The sequence below is a fragment of the Nocardia sp. alder85J genome (assembly GCF_020176955.2).
In the GTDB taxonomy this organism is placed as follows: domain Bacteria; phylum Actinomycetota; class Actinomycetes; order Mycobacteriales; family Mycobacteriaceae; genus Nocardia.
Window position 1 is genome coordinate 384202 of record NZ_JAIUCZ020000002.1, and the last position, 19020, is coordinate 403221.

At 70.5% G+C, this 19020-nt stretch carries 15 protein-coding genes; 10 read left to right on the plus strand and 5 right to left on the minus strand.

Features of this window, described 5'->3' with window-relative positions; genetic code table 11:
- Positions 1-6 precede the first annotated feature (6 nt).
- From LBW94_RS07950 to LBW94_RS07970, 5 genes are all read left to right on the plus strand, one after another.
- Positions 7-699: a type 1 glutamine amidotransferase domain-containing protein gene (locus LBW94_RS07950; protein ID WP_225055246.1), complete on the plus strand. Its 693-nt coding sequence runs from the start codon at positions 7-9 to the stop codon at positions 697-699.
- Positions 696-1451 (plus strand): cupin domain-containing protein, encoded by a 756-nt coding sequence (locus tag LBW94_RS07955; RefSeq protein WP_225055248.1) that lies wholly within the window; start codon positions 696-698, stop codon positions 1449-1451. The genes LBW94_RS07950 and LBW94_RS07955 overlap by 4 nt, the downstream gene beginning before the upstream one ends.
- A 36-nt stretch (positions 1452-1487) precedes the next feature.
- A complete protein-coding gene (locus LBW94_RS07960; protein WP_225055250.1) occupies positions 1488-2030 on the plus strand; it encodes a type 1 glutamine amidotransferase domain-containing protein in 543 nt (180 codons plus the stop codon).
- Positions 2027-2758 (plus strand): HAD family hydrolase, encoded by a 732-nt coding sequence (locus tag LBW94_RS07965; RefSeq protein ID WP_225055251.1) that lies wholly within the window; start codon positions 2027-2029, stop codon positions 2756-2758. The genes LBW94_RS07960 and LBW94_RS07965 overlap by 4 nt, the downstream gene beginning before the upstream one ends.
- Before the next feature lie 76 nt (positions 2759-2834).
- Positions 2835-3794 carry a LysR family transcriptional regulator gene (locus LBW94_RS07970; protein ID WP_266270251.1) on the plus strand — a complete coding sequence of 320 codons (960 nt, stop codon included), beginning with the start codon at positions 2835-2837 and terminating at the stop codon, positions 3792-3794.
- 13 nt (positions 3795-3807) lie between these two features.
- Here the strand turns inward: LBW94_RS07970 and LBW94_RS07975 are convergent, their stop codons facing one another.
- Entirely contained in the window at positions 3808-4485 is a 678-nt protein-coding gene (locus LBW94_RS07975) for a type 1 glutamine amidotransferase domain-containing protein (RefSeq protein ID WP_225055255.1), read from the minus strand.
- A 469-nt stretch (positions 4486-4954) separates the two neighbouring features.
- Between LBW94_RS07975 and LBW94_RS07980 the strand changes: the two genes are divergently transcribed.
- A complete protein-coding gene (locus LBW94_RS07980; protein WP_225055257.1) occupies positions 4955-8908 on the plus strand; it encodes a PD-(D/E)XK nuclease family protein in 3954 nt (1317 codons plus the stop codon).
- Positions 8905-12753 carry a UvrD-helicase domain-containing protein gene (locus tag LBW94_RS07985; RefSeq protein ID WP_225055259.1) on the plus strand — a complete coding sequence of 1283 codons (3849 nt, stop codon included), beginning with the start codon at positions 8905-8907 and terminating at the stop codon, positions 12751-12753. The genes LBW94_RS07980 and LBW94_RS07985 overlap by 4 nt, the downstream gene beginning before the upstream one ends.
- A gap of 13 nt (positions 12754-12766) precedes the next feature.
- Here LBW94_RS07985 and LBW94_RS07990 read toward each other — a convergent pair whose 3' ends face one another.
- Positions 12767-13180, minus strand: coding sequence for a DUF6924 domain-containing protein (locus LBW94_RS07990; RefSeq protein ID WP_225055261.1), 414 nt, complete (start codon positions 13178-13180; stop codon positions 12767-12769).
- A 71-nt stretch (positions 13181-13251) separates the two neighbouring features.
- Complete coding sequence (locus LBW94_RS07995; protein ID WP_225055262.1) at positions 13252-13623, minus strand: hypothetical protein; 372 nt, start codon at positions 13621-13623, stop codon at positions 13252-13254.
- Positions 13624-13713: 90 nt separating this feature from the next.
- Between LBW94_RS07995 and LBW94_RS08000 the strand changes: the two genes are divergently transcribed.
- Together LBW94_RS08000 and nudC are read left to right on the plus strand one after the other, a co-directional pair.
- On the plus strand, positions 13714-14775 hold the full coding sequence (locus LBW94_RS08000; RefSeq protein ID WP_416276868.1) for a potassium channel family protein: 1062 nt from the start codon (positions 13714-13716) through the stop codon (positions 14773-14775).
- Between the two features lie 64 nt (positions 14776-14839).
- Positions 14840-15766 carry an NAD(+) diphosphatase gene (gene nudC, locus LBW94_RS08005; protein ID WP_225055266.1) on the plus strand — a complete coding sequence of 309 codons (927 nt, stop codon included), beginning with the start codon at positions 14840-14842 and terminating at the stop codon, positions 15764-15766.
- A 92-nt stretch (positions 15767-15858) separates the two neighbouring features.
- On the opposite strand, the gene LBW94_RS08010 is transcribed toward nudC, so the two are convergent.
- The gene (locus LBW94_RS08010; protein ID WP_323137804.1) at positions 15859-16110 is read right to left on the minus strand and encodes a mycoredoxin; all 252 of its coding nucleotides are present in this window, start codon (positions 16108-16110) and stop codon (positions 15859-15861) included.
- Between the two features lie 51 nt (positions 16111-16161).
- Positions 16162-16620 carry a YbjN domain-containing protein gene (locus LBW94_RS08015; RefSeq protein WP_225055268.1) on the minus strand — a complete coding sequence of 153 codons (459 nt, stop codon included), beginning with the start codon at positions 16618-16620 and terminating at the stop codon, positions 16162-16164.
- A 138-nt stretch (positions 16621-16758) separates the two neighbouring features.
- Between LBW94_RS08015 and LBW94_RS08020 the strand changes: the two genes are divergently transcribed.
- Positions 16759-18957 (plus strand): ATP-dependent DNA helicase UvrD2, encoded by a 2199-nt coding sequence (locus LBW94_RS08020; RefSeq protein ID WP_225055613.1) that lies wholly within the window; start codon positions 16759-16761, stop codon positions 18955-18957.
- The last annotated feature ends 63 nt before the right edge of the window (positions 18958-19020 follow it).

Sequence of the window (19020 nt, forward strand, 5' to 3'; positions counted from 1 at the left end):
GGAAACGTGCCGCACCGTAGTCGAGCACTGTTCATCGTCACGAATACCGAACGCGTCAGCGGGATGTCGAATCCGACGGGATTCGACATCCGTGAGGCGGCGCACGTGTGGTCGGCCCTGCGCGACCACGACCACGAGATCTCCTTCGCCTCCGTCGCCGGGGGGAGTGTGGAAGGGGTGTTGAAAGGCGAACTGCTGCCACCGATCCGGTCGTTCGTCGGCAACTTCGAGGGGCATGGCGTCGTCCCCACCGTCACCGTGCGGTCGCAGGTCGGCCGGCGCCACGACCTGCTCTACTTCGTCGGCGGGCTCGGCTGTCTGTGGGACTTCCCGCGGCAGCCCGATATTCATGCGCTGATCCGCGACGCACTGCGCCGCGGGACGCGCATCGCCGCGATCTGTCACGGCCCGGCCGCCTTCGTGGGCCTGGCCGAATCCCCGGGCCGGCCGTTCGTCGCCGGGCGGCGCCTGACCGCCTTCTCCGATGCCGAGGAGGCCGCCCGGGGCGTCCTCGACACACTGCCGTTCTCGCTGGAACGGCAACTCCTCGCCGACGGCGCCGAGGTGTGTGTCGGTCCCGACGGTGGGTCGAACGTCATTGTCGACGGCCCGCTCGTCACCGCCCAGAATCCGTCCTCCCTGCCCGAACTCTGTGCAGTGGTGACCGCGCCGGCGCCACTGGAAAGGACCGTGTTGTGAGTACCGCCATTGCGTATCCCGAAGCCGTTGCCGGGAATCGGATCGGCGTCACGGCCAAGGCCGCCGATTTCGTCGCCATCCGCGAACTGGTCACCGCGGAGACCCCGATCCTCAACGAGTCGCACGGTGACGATCTGTCCCAGGTGGTCGTCAAACCGTGGGGCCACGAGTCGCGCGTTTTCGCCGACCCGGTCTACGACCTGTGGCATCTGTGCATCAAGGAGGGCGGGTCCACCTCGATGCACGCGCATCTGCGCAAGACCACCCAATTGCTGTGCCTGTCCGGGACCGGCGTGTTCGAGACGCTGCACGGCAGTTACGAGGTCACCTCCGGAACGGTGATGACCATCGGGCCGGGGGCGTTCCACCGCACCCGGTCCATCGCGCCGGAACTGCATCTGATCGAGGTCGAACACCCCCGCAACAAATTCGACCTGATCCGCTTGCGGGACAACTACGACCGATCGAAGACCACCTACGAATCCGCGGTCACGACCGCGGGCGAGTCCGCGCTCAAGCCGGTCCGCCAGATTCCGCACACCCACCTGCGGCGGACCAGTACCGCGGGCAAGTTCGAATTCGCCCTCCGTACCGGCATGGACATCTTCTACACGCCACGCGCGCGGGAACTGTTCTACGTCCCGACCGGCTTCGAGGCCTTCATCGTCGGCCACCCGGTACTGCCGTTCGTCGACGGGATCAAGACGCCCGTCGTCACCGATCAGACCTACCTGGCGATCGCCGCCCGGTAGTTCGTTCCCGCACCACTCCCGAAAGGACCGAAGAAAATGCCACGTGCCGTCATCCTCACCGCGCAAGGATTCCAGGACCACGACCTCATCTACACTTGGTACCGATGCAAAGAAGAAGGCTGGGACGTCGATATCGCGACCAAGGACGGCCGTCCGGTCGCCGGTAAATACGGCACTCCGCTGCCCATGGACAAGACCGCGGGACCGCTGGTCTCGTTCGACGACCTCGATGCCGACGAATACGACACGGTCATCCTGACCGGGGGCCACGAGGCGCCGGACCGGGTCCGGCAGGACAAGCGGGCCACCGGATTCGTCGCCGACATGGCGAGCCGGAATCGGGTCGTCGCGGGGCTGTGCCACGGTCCGTGGATCATGGTCAGTGCCGGAGTCCTGAAGGGGCGCAAGGCATGTGCCTACATCGGACTACGCGACGACGTCATCAACGCCGGCGCCGAGGTGGTGGATTCCGATGTGATCGTCGACGGGAACATCATCACCTGCTCGTACTACGCGTATGTGGGCGCCTTCATGCGCGCGGTGTTCGAGACCACCGAGAAGCTGGGGGCGGGCCGGTGACCGTGGCGCCACGGTTGCTGCTGCTCGATTTCGACGGCGTCCTGGCCGATTCCGTCGCCGAATGCATGGCGGTGACCTGGTATTCCGATGCCGAACCGGCGGACCGGCCGCTGGCCGAGCAGATCGCGGCCGTCCCGGTCGATTTCGCCGACCGCTTCCAGCAGTTCCGCCCCTTCGCGCGGACCCTGGACGACTTCCTGGTCGCGAAGCGGTCACCGGGGGCCACCGTCACCTGCCAGGCCGAGTTCGACACGTTGAAGGACAGCATCTCCGGTGGTGAGTTGACGGCCTTCACCCGCCGGGCGACCGCGTTGCGGGCGCATTGGCGGACCACCCGATATGCCGAATGGCTGGGAGTGCACACGGTGTTCGACGGTGTCGCCGAGGTGCTCGGGCGACATTCGAGGAACGTCTTCGTGATCACGGCCAAGGATGCCGCGTCGAGCTGGGAGATCCTGCGGCACTTCGGGCTCGACCGGCATGTGGTGGGTATCGCCGGGGACGTCAGCGACAAGGCGCTGGCCGCCCGCTGCTTGTGCCTGGGTCGCGGTGTCGACATCACGGAGGCCCTGTTCATCGACGACAACGTGACCAATGTGCACCGGGTACAGGCCGCGGGCGTGCCCAGCCGGTGGGCGACGTGGGGGTGGACCACACCCGAACACCGTTCGACCGCCGTGGAATTGGGGTTGACACCGGTGGACCCGGCCGGGTTCATCGCGATCTGATCGAGCCGTCACGGGACGGGCGGCGGCGGTGGGCCGCCCGTCCCGCGATGGTAATCTTGCTGTGGAGGGAATCAGGTTGTCGGATACCAGAATTCGAGCCAAGCCGATAGCTGTCGAGCCGATCGGGGTGCATTTGACCGTACAGCTCAACTGGCTGCGCACCTTCGTGACCGTCTATCGGGTCGGATCTTTCACGAAAGCGGCTGCACGACTGGGTATGTCGCAGCCGGCCGTTACTCATCACATTCAGAACCTCGAAAAGTACGCGGGCCGCGCCCTGTTCGAGCGGATGCCGAACGGGGCGCAGCCGACCCCGGCCGCCGAACGGCTGCTACGGCAGATCCAGGGGCCGGTCGACGCGCTCAGCTCGGCGGTCGACCAGGCGTTCGGCGGCGAGATCCCACAGCGCGCACTGTGTGTGGGCGGGCCGGTGGAGCTCATGACCACCCGCGTGATCCCGGCGCTGAGCGATCTGGTCGCCGAGGGCTTCCAGTTCCGGTTCGTGTTCGGTCTGGCCGACGACCTGCTCCAGCAATTGCGGGACGACCAGCTGGATCTGGTGTTGTCCACGGTGCGGCCGCGCGATCGCGACCTGGTCGCGACACCGCTGGTCGACGAGGAGTTCGTCCTGGTCGCCGCGCCGGATGTGGCGAATCGGATCGATGTGTCGGCCTTCGACGCCGACGCGCCCACGGTGCTGGCCGAGTTGCCGATGGTCAGTTATGCCGAATCGCTGCCGATCATCCGCCGCTACTGGCGCACGATCTTCGAGGCCGAACCGGTTGCGGCGCCGGCGATCGTCGTGCCGGACCTGCGTGGGGTGCTCGCCGCGGTCAAATCCTCGGCGGGCATCTCGGTGCTGCCGACCTATCTGTGCACCGAGGAGATCGCCCGGGGCGAGATCGTGGTGTTGCTGAGCCCCAAGGTGCCACCCATCAACACCTTCTATCTCGCGGTGCGGCGCAACGCCCGTACCCCGGACGATCTCCGGATCCTGCACGGCCACCTGCTGTCGAAGGGCCGGCTGTGGACCTGACGGCGCGGTGGCGTCAGGCCTTGCCCAGTTCCTTCAGCGCCAGCTCGGCCACCAGGGTGGCCGAGGCCGGGTTCTGACCGGTGACCAGGCGCCGATCGGCGACCGCGTGCTCGGCGAAGTTCGGCGCCTGGCTGTGCCGGCCGCCGCGCTCGACGAGCTTGTCCTGCAACAGGAACGGCACGACCTCGGCGAGTCCGACCGCGGCCTCCTCGTCGTTGGTGAACGACGAAACCTGCTTGCCCGCCACCAGATAGGAGCCGTCACCGAGCCGGATGTTCACCAGCCCGGCCGGGCCGTGGCAGACCGCGGCGACCACGCCACCGTTCTCGTAGACGGCGGCCGCCAATTCCGCGAGTTCCTTCGACTCCGGGAAATCCCACATGGTGCCGTGGCCGCCCGCGAAGTAGATGATGTCGTAGTCCGTGGCCGTCAGCTGATCCGCGGTCGCGGTGGCGGCCAGCGCCCGCTGTGCCGCGGGATCCGCCAGGAATGCCGTCACGACCGCGTCATCGGGGTTCACGCCGTCCTGGGGCACCGGACCCCCGGCCACGGAGACATACGAGATCTCGTAGCCCGCGGAATCGAAAACCACTGCCGGATGCGCGACTTCGGGAACGTAGAAGCCCGTCTTGCGTCCGGTGTTTCCCAATGTGTCGTGGCTGGTCAGTGCGAACAGGACCCTCTTGGTCATCACGATCTCCTCGAATGAATTGCGCCGGAACGGAACCGACGTTAGGCGACCGGACGAAGCGTGATCAAATAGCTGATCGCATATTGGGCATAGTAGATTGAATAGGCCGTTTCGCCATGGCAATTCGACGTCGATGCGGTCCTCCGGTGTGACGGCCGCGCCGGGGGGCCGGTCACGTTCTCGGTGTGGTAGCGGGGTAGTGGCGGCTACCCGGGACGAGCACTGCCTGCCGTCGACCGGACGGCCGCCGCGCCGCGGCGATCGGCCCGAATTCGCGACCCGGCTTGTTATGACAAACCTGCCCGGCTTGCGGTGACAAACACCGGCTCGATCCGTTCACGAGTCATCGCCGGGCCGTCGTCTGCCCCGAATTCGCCGGGCCGCCCACCACCGATTCGGGCATCGAAATTCCACGACGAGGTTGCCCGGAGGCTACCTGTCGGCAGCCTGTGTTGAAATCCTTCGCGTGATGCGATCGGATTACTCGGTGCGTTTGGTGCGGCGCAACGAGACGGCACCCCACTCCCTGGAGTGGGGCGCTGACGTCCGGGCGCTGTTCGACGCGCCGGACACCGAGCCGGGGTGGCGACCCTGGCAGGTACTCGGCGCCCCCGGCACCGGCAAGACGGCGCTGCTGGTCGATCTGGCCGCCCACCGCATCGCGGGCGGGGCCGACCCGGAGTCGGTATTGCTGCTCACCCATTCCAAACAGGCCGCGCTGCGGGTCCGCACCGCCCTGACCCGGCAGTTGGGCGCGGTCCCCGGTGCGGTCCGTGAACCGCTGGTCCGCACCGTCCACTCCTATGCCTTCGCGATCCTGCGCAGCCACGCCGCCGCACACGGCAATCCGCCGCCGCGCCTGCTGACCGGCACCGAACAGGACGTGGTGCTGCGCGAGATGCTGCGCGGCGAACTCCAGGACATCGCCGCCGGCGCCGAGGAACTGTGGCCGCAACGCCTGCACCCCGCCCTGGGTACCACCGGCTTCGCCGAACAACTGCGCGACCTGATGCTGCGCACCACCGAACACGGCCTCGGTCCCGAAGACCTCGTCGCCCTCGGCCACCGCCACGACCGCCCGGAATGGACCGCCGCGGGCCGCTTCGCCGAACGCTACGAGCAGGCGATGCTGCTGCGCTGGTCGGTGGGTCTGGACGCCCCCGAGGCCAGCGCCCCCGCCCTGGACGCCGCCGAACTCGTCGGCGCCGCCCTCGACGCCCTGATCCTCGACGCCGACCTGCTCACCGCCGAACGCGACCGCGTCCACTGCCTGCTCGTCGACGACGCCCAGCACCTGGACCCCCTCGCCGCCCAACTGGTCCGCGCCGTCGGCCTCGGCCCCGCCACCACGGTCGTCGCCGGCGACCCGGACCAATCGGTCTTCACCTTCCGCGGCGCCGACTCCCGCTTCCTCCTGGACCTCGACACCCCACCGCACCGCCGCCTGGTCCTCCCCGACACCCGTCGCTGCGCCCCCGACGTGCGCGCCGCCGTCGCCCGCATCACCGCCCGCCTCCCCGGCGCCGGAATCCACCGCCTCGACCTCCGCACCCCGGCCGAAGCCGCCCCGGACTCCGCACCCCGACCCGTAAGCCCCACCGGGACAACACCACCGGACGGCGACACCGAGACTCCGGCCGAGGAGACAGACAGTTCCGCCGCGCCATCGTCCCGTCCGAGTGGAAATGTCGATGCGGCAACAGATCCGCCTTCCGGAGAAGTGCGGGTGCAGGTGCTCACCACACCCGCGAAGGAAGCGGCGCTGATCGCCGACCACCTGCGCCGCGCCCACCTGACCGACGGGGTGCCGTGGTCGCAGATGGCGGTCGTGGTGCGCTCGGTGCCACTGTCACTGGCTCCCCTCCGCCGTGCCTTGCTCGCCGCCGGGGTGCCGGTCCTGCAACCGAAACCGGACGTCCCCCTGGCCCGCCGTCGCGGCGCGTCCTGGCTGCTGCTGACCCTCCGCGCCCTGCTCGCCGCCGAACACGCCGAACGCCACCCCGACCGTCCGCCGGCCTTCACCGAGGACGACGCCCTCGACCTGCTCTCCGGCCCTCTCGGCGGCGCCGACCAGATCAGCCTCCGCCGTCTCCGTCGCGGCATCCGCCGCACCCTCGTCGAACGCGGCAATCGCGGTCGCGGCGAACAGGATCCGCGCACCGCCGATCGCGCCGGCGACTGGGACGCGCCCGACCTGCTGGAACCGGGCACCGGCACGGACGAACCGGTTGGCGGTGTGGCCGAACCGGCCGATGGTGTGACTCCAGTGGCGGCCCCGGACCTCCCCGGCCACGCGGCCGCAACCGAACCGCGTCCGATCGCGGCCGAAGGTGCGGTGACCGACATCGCGTCCGGTCGGCCTGCGGGCACGGAGCAGATATCCGGTGCGGCACAGGATCGACCGGCGAGCGCGCCCTCGCGGGCTGGTGGTCCGATCGGCGCGTCGGCCGCCGGATCCGGTGGATCGGTGGACCGGGTGCCGACGACCGACGACCCGGCAGACACCGGTGCCGATGTCGCTGCCGGAAGCGAGATTTCGGGGGACGAACGGCCCGGCGTCCGGGTGCCCGGCGCGCGGTCCGGGAGCCGCATCGACGACGATTTCGACCCCATGGCGGGGGATGACGATCTGCTCGCGGATGTGGATCGGTCGTCGGCGGAGGTGTTGCGGGATCTGATCGTCGGGGTGGGGGACGCCACGGTGCTGGATCGGCTCACCGATGTGGAGGCCGCGCCGTTGCGGCGGGTGCTGAAGGCGGTGCGGCGGGGGCGGCGGGTCCGGGAGCGGCGGGCCGGGCTCGAGGACGTGTTGTGGGCGGTGTGGACGGCGTCGCAGTTGGAGCGGCGCTGGGTGGGGCAGTCCGCGCGCGGTGGCGCGGTCGGCATGCAGGCCGACCGGGACCTGGACGCCGTGGTCGGGCTGTTCGACGCGGCGGCCGCCTATGTGGATCGACTGCCGCACGCGACCGTCGACGCTTTCGTGAATTATCTTCAGCAGCAGGAGATTCCGCAGGATTCCGCGCCGCTGACCGATCCGCGTGACGCGGTCGCGATACTGAGCGCGCACGCCGCGGTGGGCCGCGAATGGGAGGTGGTCGCCGTTGCCGCTGTGCAGGAGGGGATCTGGCCCAATCTGCGGCCGCGCGGCACCCTGCTCGGTGTCGAGGATCTGGTGGATCTGCTGGCGGGAGTGGCCGCTTCCGGTGAGCGGGTCAGCCGGGCCGCGCCGATCCTGGCGGAGGAGCGGCGGCTGCTGCTGGTCGCGTGCAGCCGGGCCCGGCGTTCCCTGCTGGTGACGGCCGTCGAATCCGTCACCGGTGACCGGGATCTCGTGCCCTCGCGATTCCTCGCCGAGCTCGACCCGGACGCGGGCCCGGGGGAGGCGGGCCGGGTACCGCCCCCGGTCGACCCGGGCCGGGCGCTGGTGTTGCAGGCGCTGATCGCCGAATTGCGCGGCGCGGCCTGCGATCCCGAGCAGATCCCGCAGCGCCGGTACCGGGCGGCGCAGCAACTGGCCCGGCTCGCCCGCGCGGGAGTGCGCAGCGCGCATCCGGATCACTGGTACGGCACCGCGGATCTCAGCTCACAGCTGCCGCTGTGGGGCGACGACGAGGGCCCGGTGTCGCTGTCCCCGTCCACGGTCGAGTTGTTGCAGACCTGCCCGCTGCGCTGGGCGCTGGAACGGCACGGCGGCGGCGACGCGGAGAATCCGCATGCGGTCAAGGGCAACCTGGTGCACACCCTGGTGCAGGCCCTGGCCGGTCAGGTCACCGAGGCGCAGGTGAAGGCGGCGCTGGTGCGCGCCTGGAAGGCGGTGGACCCCACCTCCGGCGACACCGGCCCGCAGAGCTGGCACTCCCGGCTCGAGCTGCGCCGCACCGAATCCATGCTGGACACCTTCCTGGACTGGTTGCGCAACACCCGCCACGAACTCACCCTGATGGGCGTCGAGGTGCCGGTGGATCTGGTGCTGCCCGCGGCCGAACCCGGTCACCATCCGGTGCGGATTCGCGGCCGGGTCGACCGGGTCGAGCGAGATGCGCTGGGCCGCTTCGTGATCGTCGACGTCAAGACCGCCAAGACGCCGATCTCCCGGCAGGCCGCCGAGGAGCACGCCCAGTTGGCCACCTATCAGGTCGCCGCCGCGGCGGGCGGTCTCGACGAGGGCCCCGGCGAGGCCGATCCCGGTGGCGCGCGCCTGGTCTACGTCGCGAAGCCGAGCAGTCGCGAGGGCGCCACCCAGCGCATGCAGCCGCCTCTGGACGCCGAGGCGCTCCAGCAGTGGCGCGCCACCATCCACGAGGCCGCCGCCGCCACTCGCGGGCCCAGCTATCTGGCCATGCGCAACGACGGCTGCCGGCACTGCCCCGTCGCCGGCAGTTGCCCGGTGCAGGACGCCGGCCGGCAGGTGACCGATTCGTGAGCGAAGACGCGCAGCGAACCGGACACCACCGCACCACCCCCCGCCAACTGGCCGACGCCCTCGGCCTGCCGCCGCCGACCGACGAGCAGGCCGCCGTGATCGCGGCCCCGCCCGGCCCGACCCTGGTGGTGGCCGGCGCCGGCGCGGGCAAGACCGAGACGATGGCCGCCCGCGTGGTGTGGATGGTCGCGAACGGCTTCGTGGTGCCGGACCAGGTGCTCGGCCTCACCTTCACCCGGAAGGCCGCGCAGCAGTTGACCACTCGCATCCGCACCCGGCTGTCCCGGCTGGCCGGCGCGCCGCTGCTGCGCGAGATCGACCCCGGCGGGCGGCTGCGCGCCCTGCTGACCGGCTCCGAACCGGAGATCAGCACCTACCATTCCTACGCCGGACGCCTGCTGTCCGAACACGGCCTGCTGATGCCGGTGGAACCGTCCTCGACCCTGCTCACCGAGACCCAGCTGTGGCAGCTGGCGCACCGGGTCGTCACCGCCTGGGACGGCGACCTGGACACCGACCGCACGCCGGTCTCGGTCACCGAGGCGGTCCTCGCGCTCTCCGGCCAGCTGGCCGAACACCTGGTGGAACCCGAACAGCTCGTCGAGGCCCACGCCGAGTTGGAGAAACTCATCCTCACCCTGCCCAAGGGCCCACGCCAGCGCGGCGGCCCCAGCAAGGAGCTGATGAGCATCCTCGAGGCCCAGCACGAACGAGTCGCCCTGCTGCCCTTGGTGCGACGACTCGCCGAGGAGTTACGCCGGCGCGGCGCCCTGGACTTCAGCTCCCAGATGTCGCTGGCCGCCCGTCTCGCCGCCGAACACCACGAGGTCGGCCGAGCCGAACGCACCCGCTTCCGCCTGGTCCTCCTCGACGAATACCAGGACACCGGCCACGCCCAGCGCATCCTCCTCGCCGCCCTGTTCGGCGACCCGGCCGCCGCCCGCGGCAGCGACCCCCCCGACCCCGGCCCGCCCGGAGACGCAGTCCCCGAGGGCCGGTGGCGGCTGGCGGTGACGGCCGTCGGTGACCCCATGCAGTCGATCTACGGCTGGCGCGGGGCCTCGGCGGCGAACCTGCCGCGTTTCGCGACCGACTTCCCCTATGCCCCCGGTGTTCCCGCGCCGATCCTGCCGCTGCTCACCAGCTGGCGGAATCCGCCGGAGGCGCTGGATCTGGCGAATCTGGTGGCGGACCCGTTGCGCGACAGCGGTGTCGCGGTGGACGCGCTGCGGCCCCGGCCGGACGCCGCACCCGGCATCGTCGCCCTGGCGCTGACCGAAACCGTTGCGGAGGAACGGGACTGGCTGGCGGAACGGATAGCGGCCGAATGGGAGGCGCACGCCGACGCCGGTCTGCCGCCCCCCACCTCGGCGGTCCTGGTGCGCCGCAACGCCGATGCCACCCCGCTGGCGGAAGCCCTGCGCGAGCGCGGATTACCGGTGGAGATCGTGGGTCTCGGCGGTCTGCTCGCCACCCCGGAGGTGGCCGATGTGGTGGCCACCCTGCGCCTGATCGCCGATCCGGGGTCCGGTGGCGCGGCCATGCGGGTCCTCACCGGCGCGCGCTGGCGGATCGGTGTCTCCGATCTGGCCGCGCTGGCCCGCCGGGCCCGGGAACTGTCCATCCTGAAACCCGCGGAACAGGTCACCACCATCGCGGACCCGGTGGCCCTGGCCGAGGCGTTGCGCGCGGTCGCCCCGGAACCCGCCGAGCAGGCGGGACTGGCCGATGCCATCGCCGATCCCGGTGCGCCGGACCAGTATTCGGAGGCCGGTCACGCGCGGATCGTGACCCTGAGCCGCGAGCTGGCGGCCCTGCGTGAGCGCAGCGGCCAGTCACTGCCGGAGCTGGTCGCCGACGTGGAGCGCACCATCGGCGTCGGTGTGGAGACCCAGGCCCGCCGCGCGGCCGCCGGTGGCGGTGCGGGCCGCGAACATCTCGACGCGTTCGCCGAGGTGGTCGCCGGATACTCCGCCGGCGACCATCGCGCCACCCTGCCCGGCCTGCTGGCCTTCCTCACCGCCGCCGAGGAGGTCGAGAACGGTTTGGAGCCGGGCGAAGTCGAGGTCGCCCGGGACCGGGTCCAGGTGCTCACCGTGCACGCCGCCAAGGGCCTGGAATGGGAGGTGGTGGCGGTCCCGCACGTGGTGCGCGGCGTCTTCCCGTCCGGTACCGCCGCGGGCACCTGGCTGGGCGCGCTCGCCGAACTGCCGACCGCCCTGCGTGGCGACCGGCAACGCGATCCGGACGGTCCCGGCGACACCGCCGCGAGCGAGGGTGTGCCGGTCCTGGACCTGGAGAACCTGTACGACCGTGCCGATCTGCAACGGGCCCTGGACCAGCACAAGGACGCCCTGCACCGCCGCCGCATCGACGAGGAACGCCGCCTGTTCTACGTCGCCCTCACCAGAACCGAACGCGCCCTGTTCGTTTCGGCGCACCACTGGGCCGAGACCGGCGCGACCCCGAAGGGCCCCTCGGACTTCCTGCTGGAGCTGAAACACGCCACCGAGATCCCCGGCTCCCCGTCGGCCACCGCCGTCCGCGTCGACGCCTGGGCCGAACCCCCCGACGCGGACGCCGTCAACCCCTTCACCGACAACCCCACCAGCGCCTCCTGGCCCCGCGACCCTCTCGGCAAACGCCGCGCCGCAGTCGAATCCGGCGCCGCCCTGGTCCGCGCGGCCCTCGCCCAACCCGTGGACCCGGAACCGGCCCCACCCGCCCGGACACCGGCGTCCACCGGTCGCCACGAATCCGCCACCACCTCAGGGCAATTCGAGCGGGCAGCCGTTTCACAGCCCGGGTCGAGCGAGATACGCACGGTCCCGGGCTCGTCGGCCGTCTCCGCGCAATCCGGGCAGGGCGGGGCCGGGCCTGTCGAGGAGCGGTCGGCCGATGCCCCCGGACCGTCCGGGCACGGGAAGGCGGGTACCCCGACCCCGGACGTTCCAGCACCACTCGACCGCCCGCGACAACTCGATCTGTTCGCGGACCTGGAAGCCGGCACACTCGCGGACCCAGCGGATTTCGGTCCTCCGCCCGATCCGGAGCCGGCGGACCCGGCCGACGAGCGCTTCCCGGCCGACGCGCACTTCCTGGACGACATCGACGGCGATCCCGACGGCTGGGCCGCCGATGTCGACGCCCTGCTGGCCGAATTCCTCGCCGCCGAATCCGGCGAGACGGAAGTGGAACTCCCGGCCCAGCTCCCGGCCACCGCGCTGGTGGAGATGCGCGCCGACCCGGCGAAACTGGCTGCGCGCCTGCGCCGTCCGCTGCCGTTCCCGCCGAGTCCGTTCGCCCGCCGCGGCACCGCGTTCCACGCCTGGCTGCAACGGTGGTTCGGCGCGACCCAGCTACTGGATCTCGACGCCCTGCCCGGCGCCGCCGACGGTGACGACACCGACGCCGATCTGGTCCGCTTGCAGGAGGCGTTCCTGTCCTCGCCGTGGGCCGAACGCAATCCGGTCGAGGTCGAGATCGCCTTCGAGACCTCGATCGCGGGCACTCTGTTGCGCGGCCGGATGGATGCCGTCTTCGCCGAATCCGGCGGCCGCTGGCTGGTGGTGGACTGGAAGACCGGCAGCGAGCCCACCCGCGCCGAGGAGGCCGCCGTCGCGATGCAGCTGGCCGTCTACCGCCTGGCCTGGGCGCGCCTGATCGCGGCGCGCACCGGCGCGCCGGAGGCGGAATTGCTCACGCGTATCGGCGCGGCCTTCCACTATGTGCGTACCGGCCGCACCATCGCCCCCCGGCACCTGTCGGGTCCGGACGAACTCGCCCGTCTCGTCGAATCCGCCGCTCCGGCCTGGCATTCCGCGGCCGACGACGAATCCGAGTGAGCCGCAGCAGGGTTCAGAACCCCTGGAAGACGCCCTCGTCGTCGGCGGCGTCCGCGATGTCGTCCCACGCGCGGGTACCCGCGGTCACCGCGTTCTCCACCGACCACAGCTGCGAGGCCACCACGCGCAGCCCCTCCTGATCCGGGGTGCCGGGCCGGTAGATCACCAGCAGCGGCACATCGGGGGCGGTGACCGCCGTCTTGTCGGCGACGATCAGCAGATCGCCGAGGGGCCCGGCGGGCGCCTGCTCGACGACCTGTGCGGCGGTGAGATCCGTGTACGCGGGGTCGTCCACGATGTGGGTGTTCGCGCGGGCGCCGGTCGCGGCGGGGGTGGTGACCACCGCCAGCAGCGCTTGCCACGCCGTCTCGTCGGAGAAATCAGTGCGAACCAACAGCGGGGAATCCACCTGCGGCAGAACCTTCATCGACCAGCCTCCCTGTTATTCAGGCCGAGACACTACGGCGTTGCCTGCCACCTCGCAACGAAAGTCGGCCGTCAGGCCGTGGCACGCACCCGCAGCGCGGCCCGGACCAGCGGTATCTGCATCGGCAGCCGCAGTATCGAAACGATCCGAACCAGCTTGGACGTCTTGGGATTTCGCAGGGAATCCAGAGTGAACTGGATATTCGCCGGAAAGACCCCGAGGAACAACAACACCGCCAGCGACGCGCCCAGCCGGCGGGTGCGCGGCACCGCCAGCGCGGCCGCGACGGTGAGTTCGGCGACACCGGAGGCGTAGGTGTAGGTGCGTGCGCTGCCGGGCAATTGCGGCGGCACGATCGAATCGAACGGTTTCGGCGCGGCGAAATGCAGCACGCCCGTACCGAACAGCAGACTGGTGAGGAATCGTACTCGGCGATCGGCCATGGAGGCAGCATTCCACGCGCGTGCCCTCGGCGTCGAGGGGACCACCGCCGGTAGCATCTGGTGTCGTGCCGCAGACGATCGGTGAACACGGTGTTCGGTGACAAGCCCGGACGCGGGCTGCCGCGATTGACCGACCGTCCCGATTACGCCCTGGTCGGGGTGCTGCGCGTCCCCGAATTGGAGACCAGCCCCTGGGCCTCGCTGACCCGGCGGGTGTCGGCGGCGGTCGGCATGCTGGTGTTGTCCACGCTGGTCGTGTATTTCGGCCGCGGCGGCTATCACGACGTGAAGGGCACGGAACTGTCGCTGCTCGATGCCGCCTATTACGCGACGGTCTCGCTGTCGACCACCGGCTACGGCGACATCACCCCGATCACCCCGGCGGCCCGGCTGATCAACATCGTGGTCATCACCCCGCTGCGCGTGATGTTCCTGATCGTGCTGGTCGGCACCACCCTGCAGGTGCTCACCGAACGGTCCCGGCAGGCGTTCAAGATCCAGCGTTGGAGGCGCAAGGTGCGGAACCACACCGTGATCGTGGGATACGGCACGAAGGGCCGGACGGCCGTCGACGCGATGCTCGGCGATCGGGTCCGGCCCGATCAGATCGTCGTCGTCGACACCGATCCGGTCAGGCTCGAGGCCGCCGCCAACGCGGGTCTGGTCACGGTGCACGGCTCGGCCACCCAGGCGGACGTGCTGCGGCTGGCCGGGGTACAGCGCGCGGCGGCGGTCGTGGTGGCCGTCAACCGCGACGACACCGCGGTGATGGTGACGCTCACCGCGCGCGAGCTCAACCCGGCCACCAAGATCGTCGCCTCGATCCGGGAATCGGAGAACACCCACCTGCTGCGGCAGTCCGGGGCCGACTCGGTGGTGGTCTCCTCGGAGACGGCGGGCCGGTTGCTGGGCATCGCCACCACCACCCCGAACGTGGTCGACATGATCGAGAATCTGCTCACCCCGGAACAGGGCCTGACCGTGACCGAACGCGACATCGAACCCGGCGAGGTGGGGGTGTCGCCCCGGCATCTGGGCGACATCGTGCTGGGGGTGGACCGCGCGGGCACGCTCATCGAGGTCGGCGATTCGCGGGTCGACGCGCTCGAGGCCGGCGACAAACTGCTCTACCTCCGCCGGGTCCATGGCTGACGCCCGGGCCGCGATGCTCGCCGCCGCCTCCGGTCCGTACTCCGTTGCGCAGTACGCTCGTCTGGTGTCTGGATTTGAGCTGAAGGATGTGCCGCTGCTGTCGCGTTCCGCCCTCGACCGGGCCGAGACGCTACGCGATGACGAGCAGGCGTTGAAAGAAGGCTGGGCGCAGGCGCGGTTGTTGCGGATGAACCGCCGCGGCCAGATCCGGCTCGCCGACGGCGTTCCGGTGCTCGACGAGGCGAGCACACTGGCGGCCGAACCGGTCCCGCAGGCGGTGTTCCTCGGCGTCGACAGCGGCAGCCACGTCTGGGCGGTGCGGGACAACGACATCGACGGCACCCTGGTGGATCTGCGCGCGGTCGGCGAATCGCTGCCCGCCGACGACATCAGCCTGGGCCTGCTGACCACCGCCATCGCACTGCTGAACTGGCACGACCGGGCCGGCTACAGCGCCGGCGACGGCACCGTCACCAGCCCGGTGAAGGGCGGCTGGTCCCGGATCAGCGAATCCGGTCACGAGGAATTCCCGCGCATCGATCCCGCGGTGATCTGCCTGGTGCACGACGGCGGCGAGCGAGTCCTGCTGGCCCGTCAGCACACCTGGCCGCCGACGATGTTCTCGCTGCTGGCCGGTTTCGTGGAGGCCGGGGAGTCGCTGGAGCGCTGCGTGGCCCGGGAGATCCAGGAGGAGGTCGGCGTGGATGTGCGCGACATCCGCTACCTGGGCAGTCAGCCGTGGCCGCTGCCGCGCTCGCTGATGCTCGGCTTCGCCGCCGTCGCCGATCCCGAACAGCCGCTGGCCTTTTCCGACGGCGAGATCGCCGAGGCGCACTGGTTCACCCGCCACGAGGTGCGGCACGCGCTGTCCCTCGGCGCCTGGGGCTCGGTGACCGGCCGCAGCAGCGCCGGGGCCGAGGAGCACAAACTCGTCCTGCCGGGCTCGATCTCGATCGCCCGCAGCATCATCGAGGCGTGGGCCGAGCAGTAACCCGGGCGCATCCCCGGTAACCGGGCACACGGAAAGAGGCGGGGCCGGAAGCCCCGCCTCGGTAGGGGACGTGGTGCGAGCGGCCCGGCCGCTCAGCTGATCGCGGCGAGGGCCTGCTTCACCTGCACCAGGCTGGGATTGGTGGCGGTGGAACCGTCGCGGTACTTGATCGTCGGTACCACGTGGTTGCCGTTGTTCACGCTGCCGACGAATTCGGCGGCGGCGGGATCTTCCTCGATGTCGACCACGGTGTACGTGATGCCGGCCTCGTCGAGCTGCGTCTTGAGGCGCCGGCAGTAGCCACACCAGGTGGTCGAGTACATGGTCAGGTCGGTAGCAGTCACCCATCCTGCAACAACGTGCCGGTGGATCGTGTTCCCCCGGCGCGACGGGGCTCAGTCGTCGGTGTCGTCCAGATCACCGTCCCAGCCGAGCTGGTCGGCGATCCAGCCGTCGAACTGGATGGACGCCTCCATCCAGCTGGTCATGTTGCTGACGAAGAAGTTCAGGTCGACCCGGTTCGGGACGATCAGCTGGTACTCGGTGACCATCCGGACCGACCCGTCCTCCTGGGTGAGAGTGTAGGCCTTGGGCCACAAGGTTTCCCGGTTCCAGGCATCGAGCGCGCCGAGCAGCACCGGTTTGGCCTCCAGCGGGAAGACCCGGTCGTAGTAGGTACGCATGGCGAACAGCTCGTGCTGTGTGCCCCGGAAGATGAAATAGATCCGGAACCCCTCGTAGGGCGCGACGAGGTCACCCTCGTCGTCGACCCCGTAGGTGAGCTCCATCTGGTCGAGCAACTCGGCGACGAGGTCCCGGTTCGGTCGCACCAACTGCTTCGCATCGTCGGGCATCGACTGATTCTCCCCCGACACGTCCGCGGCCACCGGTTATCCCCTTCCACTCGTGCTTCGCTGACCATCCTGCCGGATGCGGCCGGGTGGCTGGTCACGACGCCGGTGCCCGTCATCGTGTCGGTGCGCGCTGTCATGATGGTGGCCGTGTCTCCCACGGTCCCGGCCACCTCCGCCGCACATCGCCCGCCGCCCGCCGGACTCGACCCGGAGCAGGCCGCGGCGGTGCTCGCGCCGCGCGGGCCGGTCTGTGTGCTGGCCGGCGCCGGCACCGGAAAGACCAGGACGATCACCCATCGCATCGCGAATCTGGTGTCCGCCGGGCATGTCCGGGCCGACCAGGTGCTCGCGGTCACCTTCACCGCCCGTGCCGCCGGCGAACTGCGGAACCGATTACGCACGCTCGGGCTCGGCGGTGAGGCGGCCGCGGTGCAAGCGCGCACTTTCCATGCGGCAGCGCTGCGGCAGCTGAAGTATTTCTGGCCGCAGATCGTCGGCGACGTGCCGTGGCGGCTGCTGGACAGCAAATTCCAGATCGTGGCCCAGGCGGCGCAGCGCAGCGGGGTGTTGCGCGCCGGCGGCGGGGCCGCCGAGGGCGTCCGCGATCTGGCCGGTGAGATCGAATGGGCCAAGGCCTCGCTGGTCGCCCCGGAGGATTACGCCGCGGTGGCCGCCCGGCTGCGCCGCGAGACCCCCTACGACGCTCACAAGGTGGCCGATGTCTACGCCGGTTACGAGTCGCTGAAGAGCACCGCCGACGGCCTGCTGCTGGACTTCGACGATCTGCTGCTGCACACCGCGGCCGCGCTGGAGGACTACTCCTCCGTCGCCGAGGAGTTCCGCGGCCGCTATCGCTGCTTCGTCGTCGACGAATACCAGGACGTCACCCCCCTTCAGCAGCGGGTGCTCGACGCCTGGCTGGGTGACCGCGACGACCTGACCGTCGTCGGCGACGCCAACCAGACCATCTACTCCTTCACCGGCGCCACCCCCGGCTTCCTGCTCGATTTCTCCCGGCGTTTCCCGGAGGCGACGGTGGTCCGGCTGGAACGTGACTATCGCTCCACCCCGCAGGTGGTGTCGCTGGCCAACCGGGTCATCGGCGCCGCGCGCGGCCGCATCGCGGGCACCCGGTTGCAGCTGATCGGGCAACGCCCCGACGGCCCCGAGCCCACCTTCGCCGAATTCGACGACGAGCCCGCCGAGGCCGCGGCCGTCGCGCGGGCCATCGCCCGCCTGCTGGGCCAGGGCGTCGCGGCGGCCGAGATCGCGGTGCTGTACCGCATCAACGCGCAGTCGGAGGCCTACGAACAGGCGCTCACCGAGGCCGGGGTGGCCTATCAGGTGCGCGGCGGCGAAGGATTCTTCCAGCGGCCCGAGGTGCGGCAGGCGGTGCTGGCCCTGCGGCAGGCGGCGGCCCGCGACGATCTGCCGGACGCCCGCGGCCCCGAACTGGTCACCCTGGTCCGCGCGGTGCTGGCCCGGCTCGGCCTCACCACCGAGGAGCCGTCCGGTCTCCAGGCCCGGGAGCGCTGGGCGTCGCTGGTGGCGCTGGTGGCGCTGACCGAGGAGCTGGCCGCGGCGGAGCCCGAGTTGGACCTGTCCGGCCTACTGCGCGAGCTGGCGACCCGCGCCGAATCCCGGCACCCACCGACCGTGCAGGGCGTCACCCTCGCCTCGCTGCACGCCGCCAAGGGGCTGGAATGGGATGCGGTCTTCCTGGTCGGCCTGGCCGACGGCACGCTGCCGATCGCCCATGTCCTCGGCGAGGGCGGCGCGGTCACCGACGAGGCCGCGCTGGAGGAGGAGCGCCGGTTGCTCTACGTGGGTGTCACCCGTGCCCGGGAGTATCTGCAACTGTCGTGGGCGCTGTCGCGGGCCCAGGGCAGTCGCCGGGTGCGCCGCCGCAGCCGGTTCCTCACCGGTCTGGTACCCGAGGACTCCCCGGCGTCGCTGGTGGCCCGGCCCGCGAGCGACCGCGGCGACCGGAATCGCCGGTTGCCGGGTTGCCGGGTGTGCGGTCGCTCACTGCTCAATACCACCGATACATTGCTCGGCCGTTGCTCCGGCTGTCCGGGTGAAGTGGACACCACGCTGCTGGGCGCGTTGCAGGACTGGCGGCGGGACAAGGCGGTCGAGCTGTCGGTGAAGACCTTCGCCGTGCTCAGCGCCACCACCCTCACCGCGATCGCGGAACAGGCGCCGCTGGACGAGCGGGCGCTCACCGCCATCCCCGGGATGGGCGCTGCCAAATTGCGGCAGTACGGCCCCGACATCCTGCGTATCGTGCGATCCCGCTATCCCGCGCAAGACCCCAAAACCGCAGGTCAAAAATAAGTTGTGCGATCGTGTGAGCCCGTTTTAGGGTGGGATCACGGACCGGGAACAATTCCCGGTGCG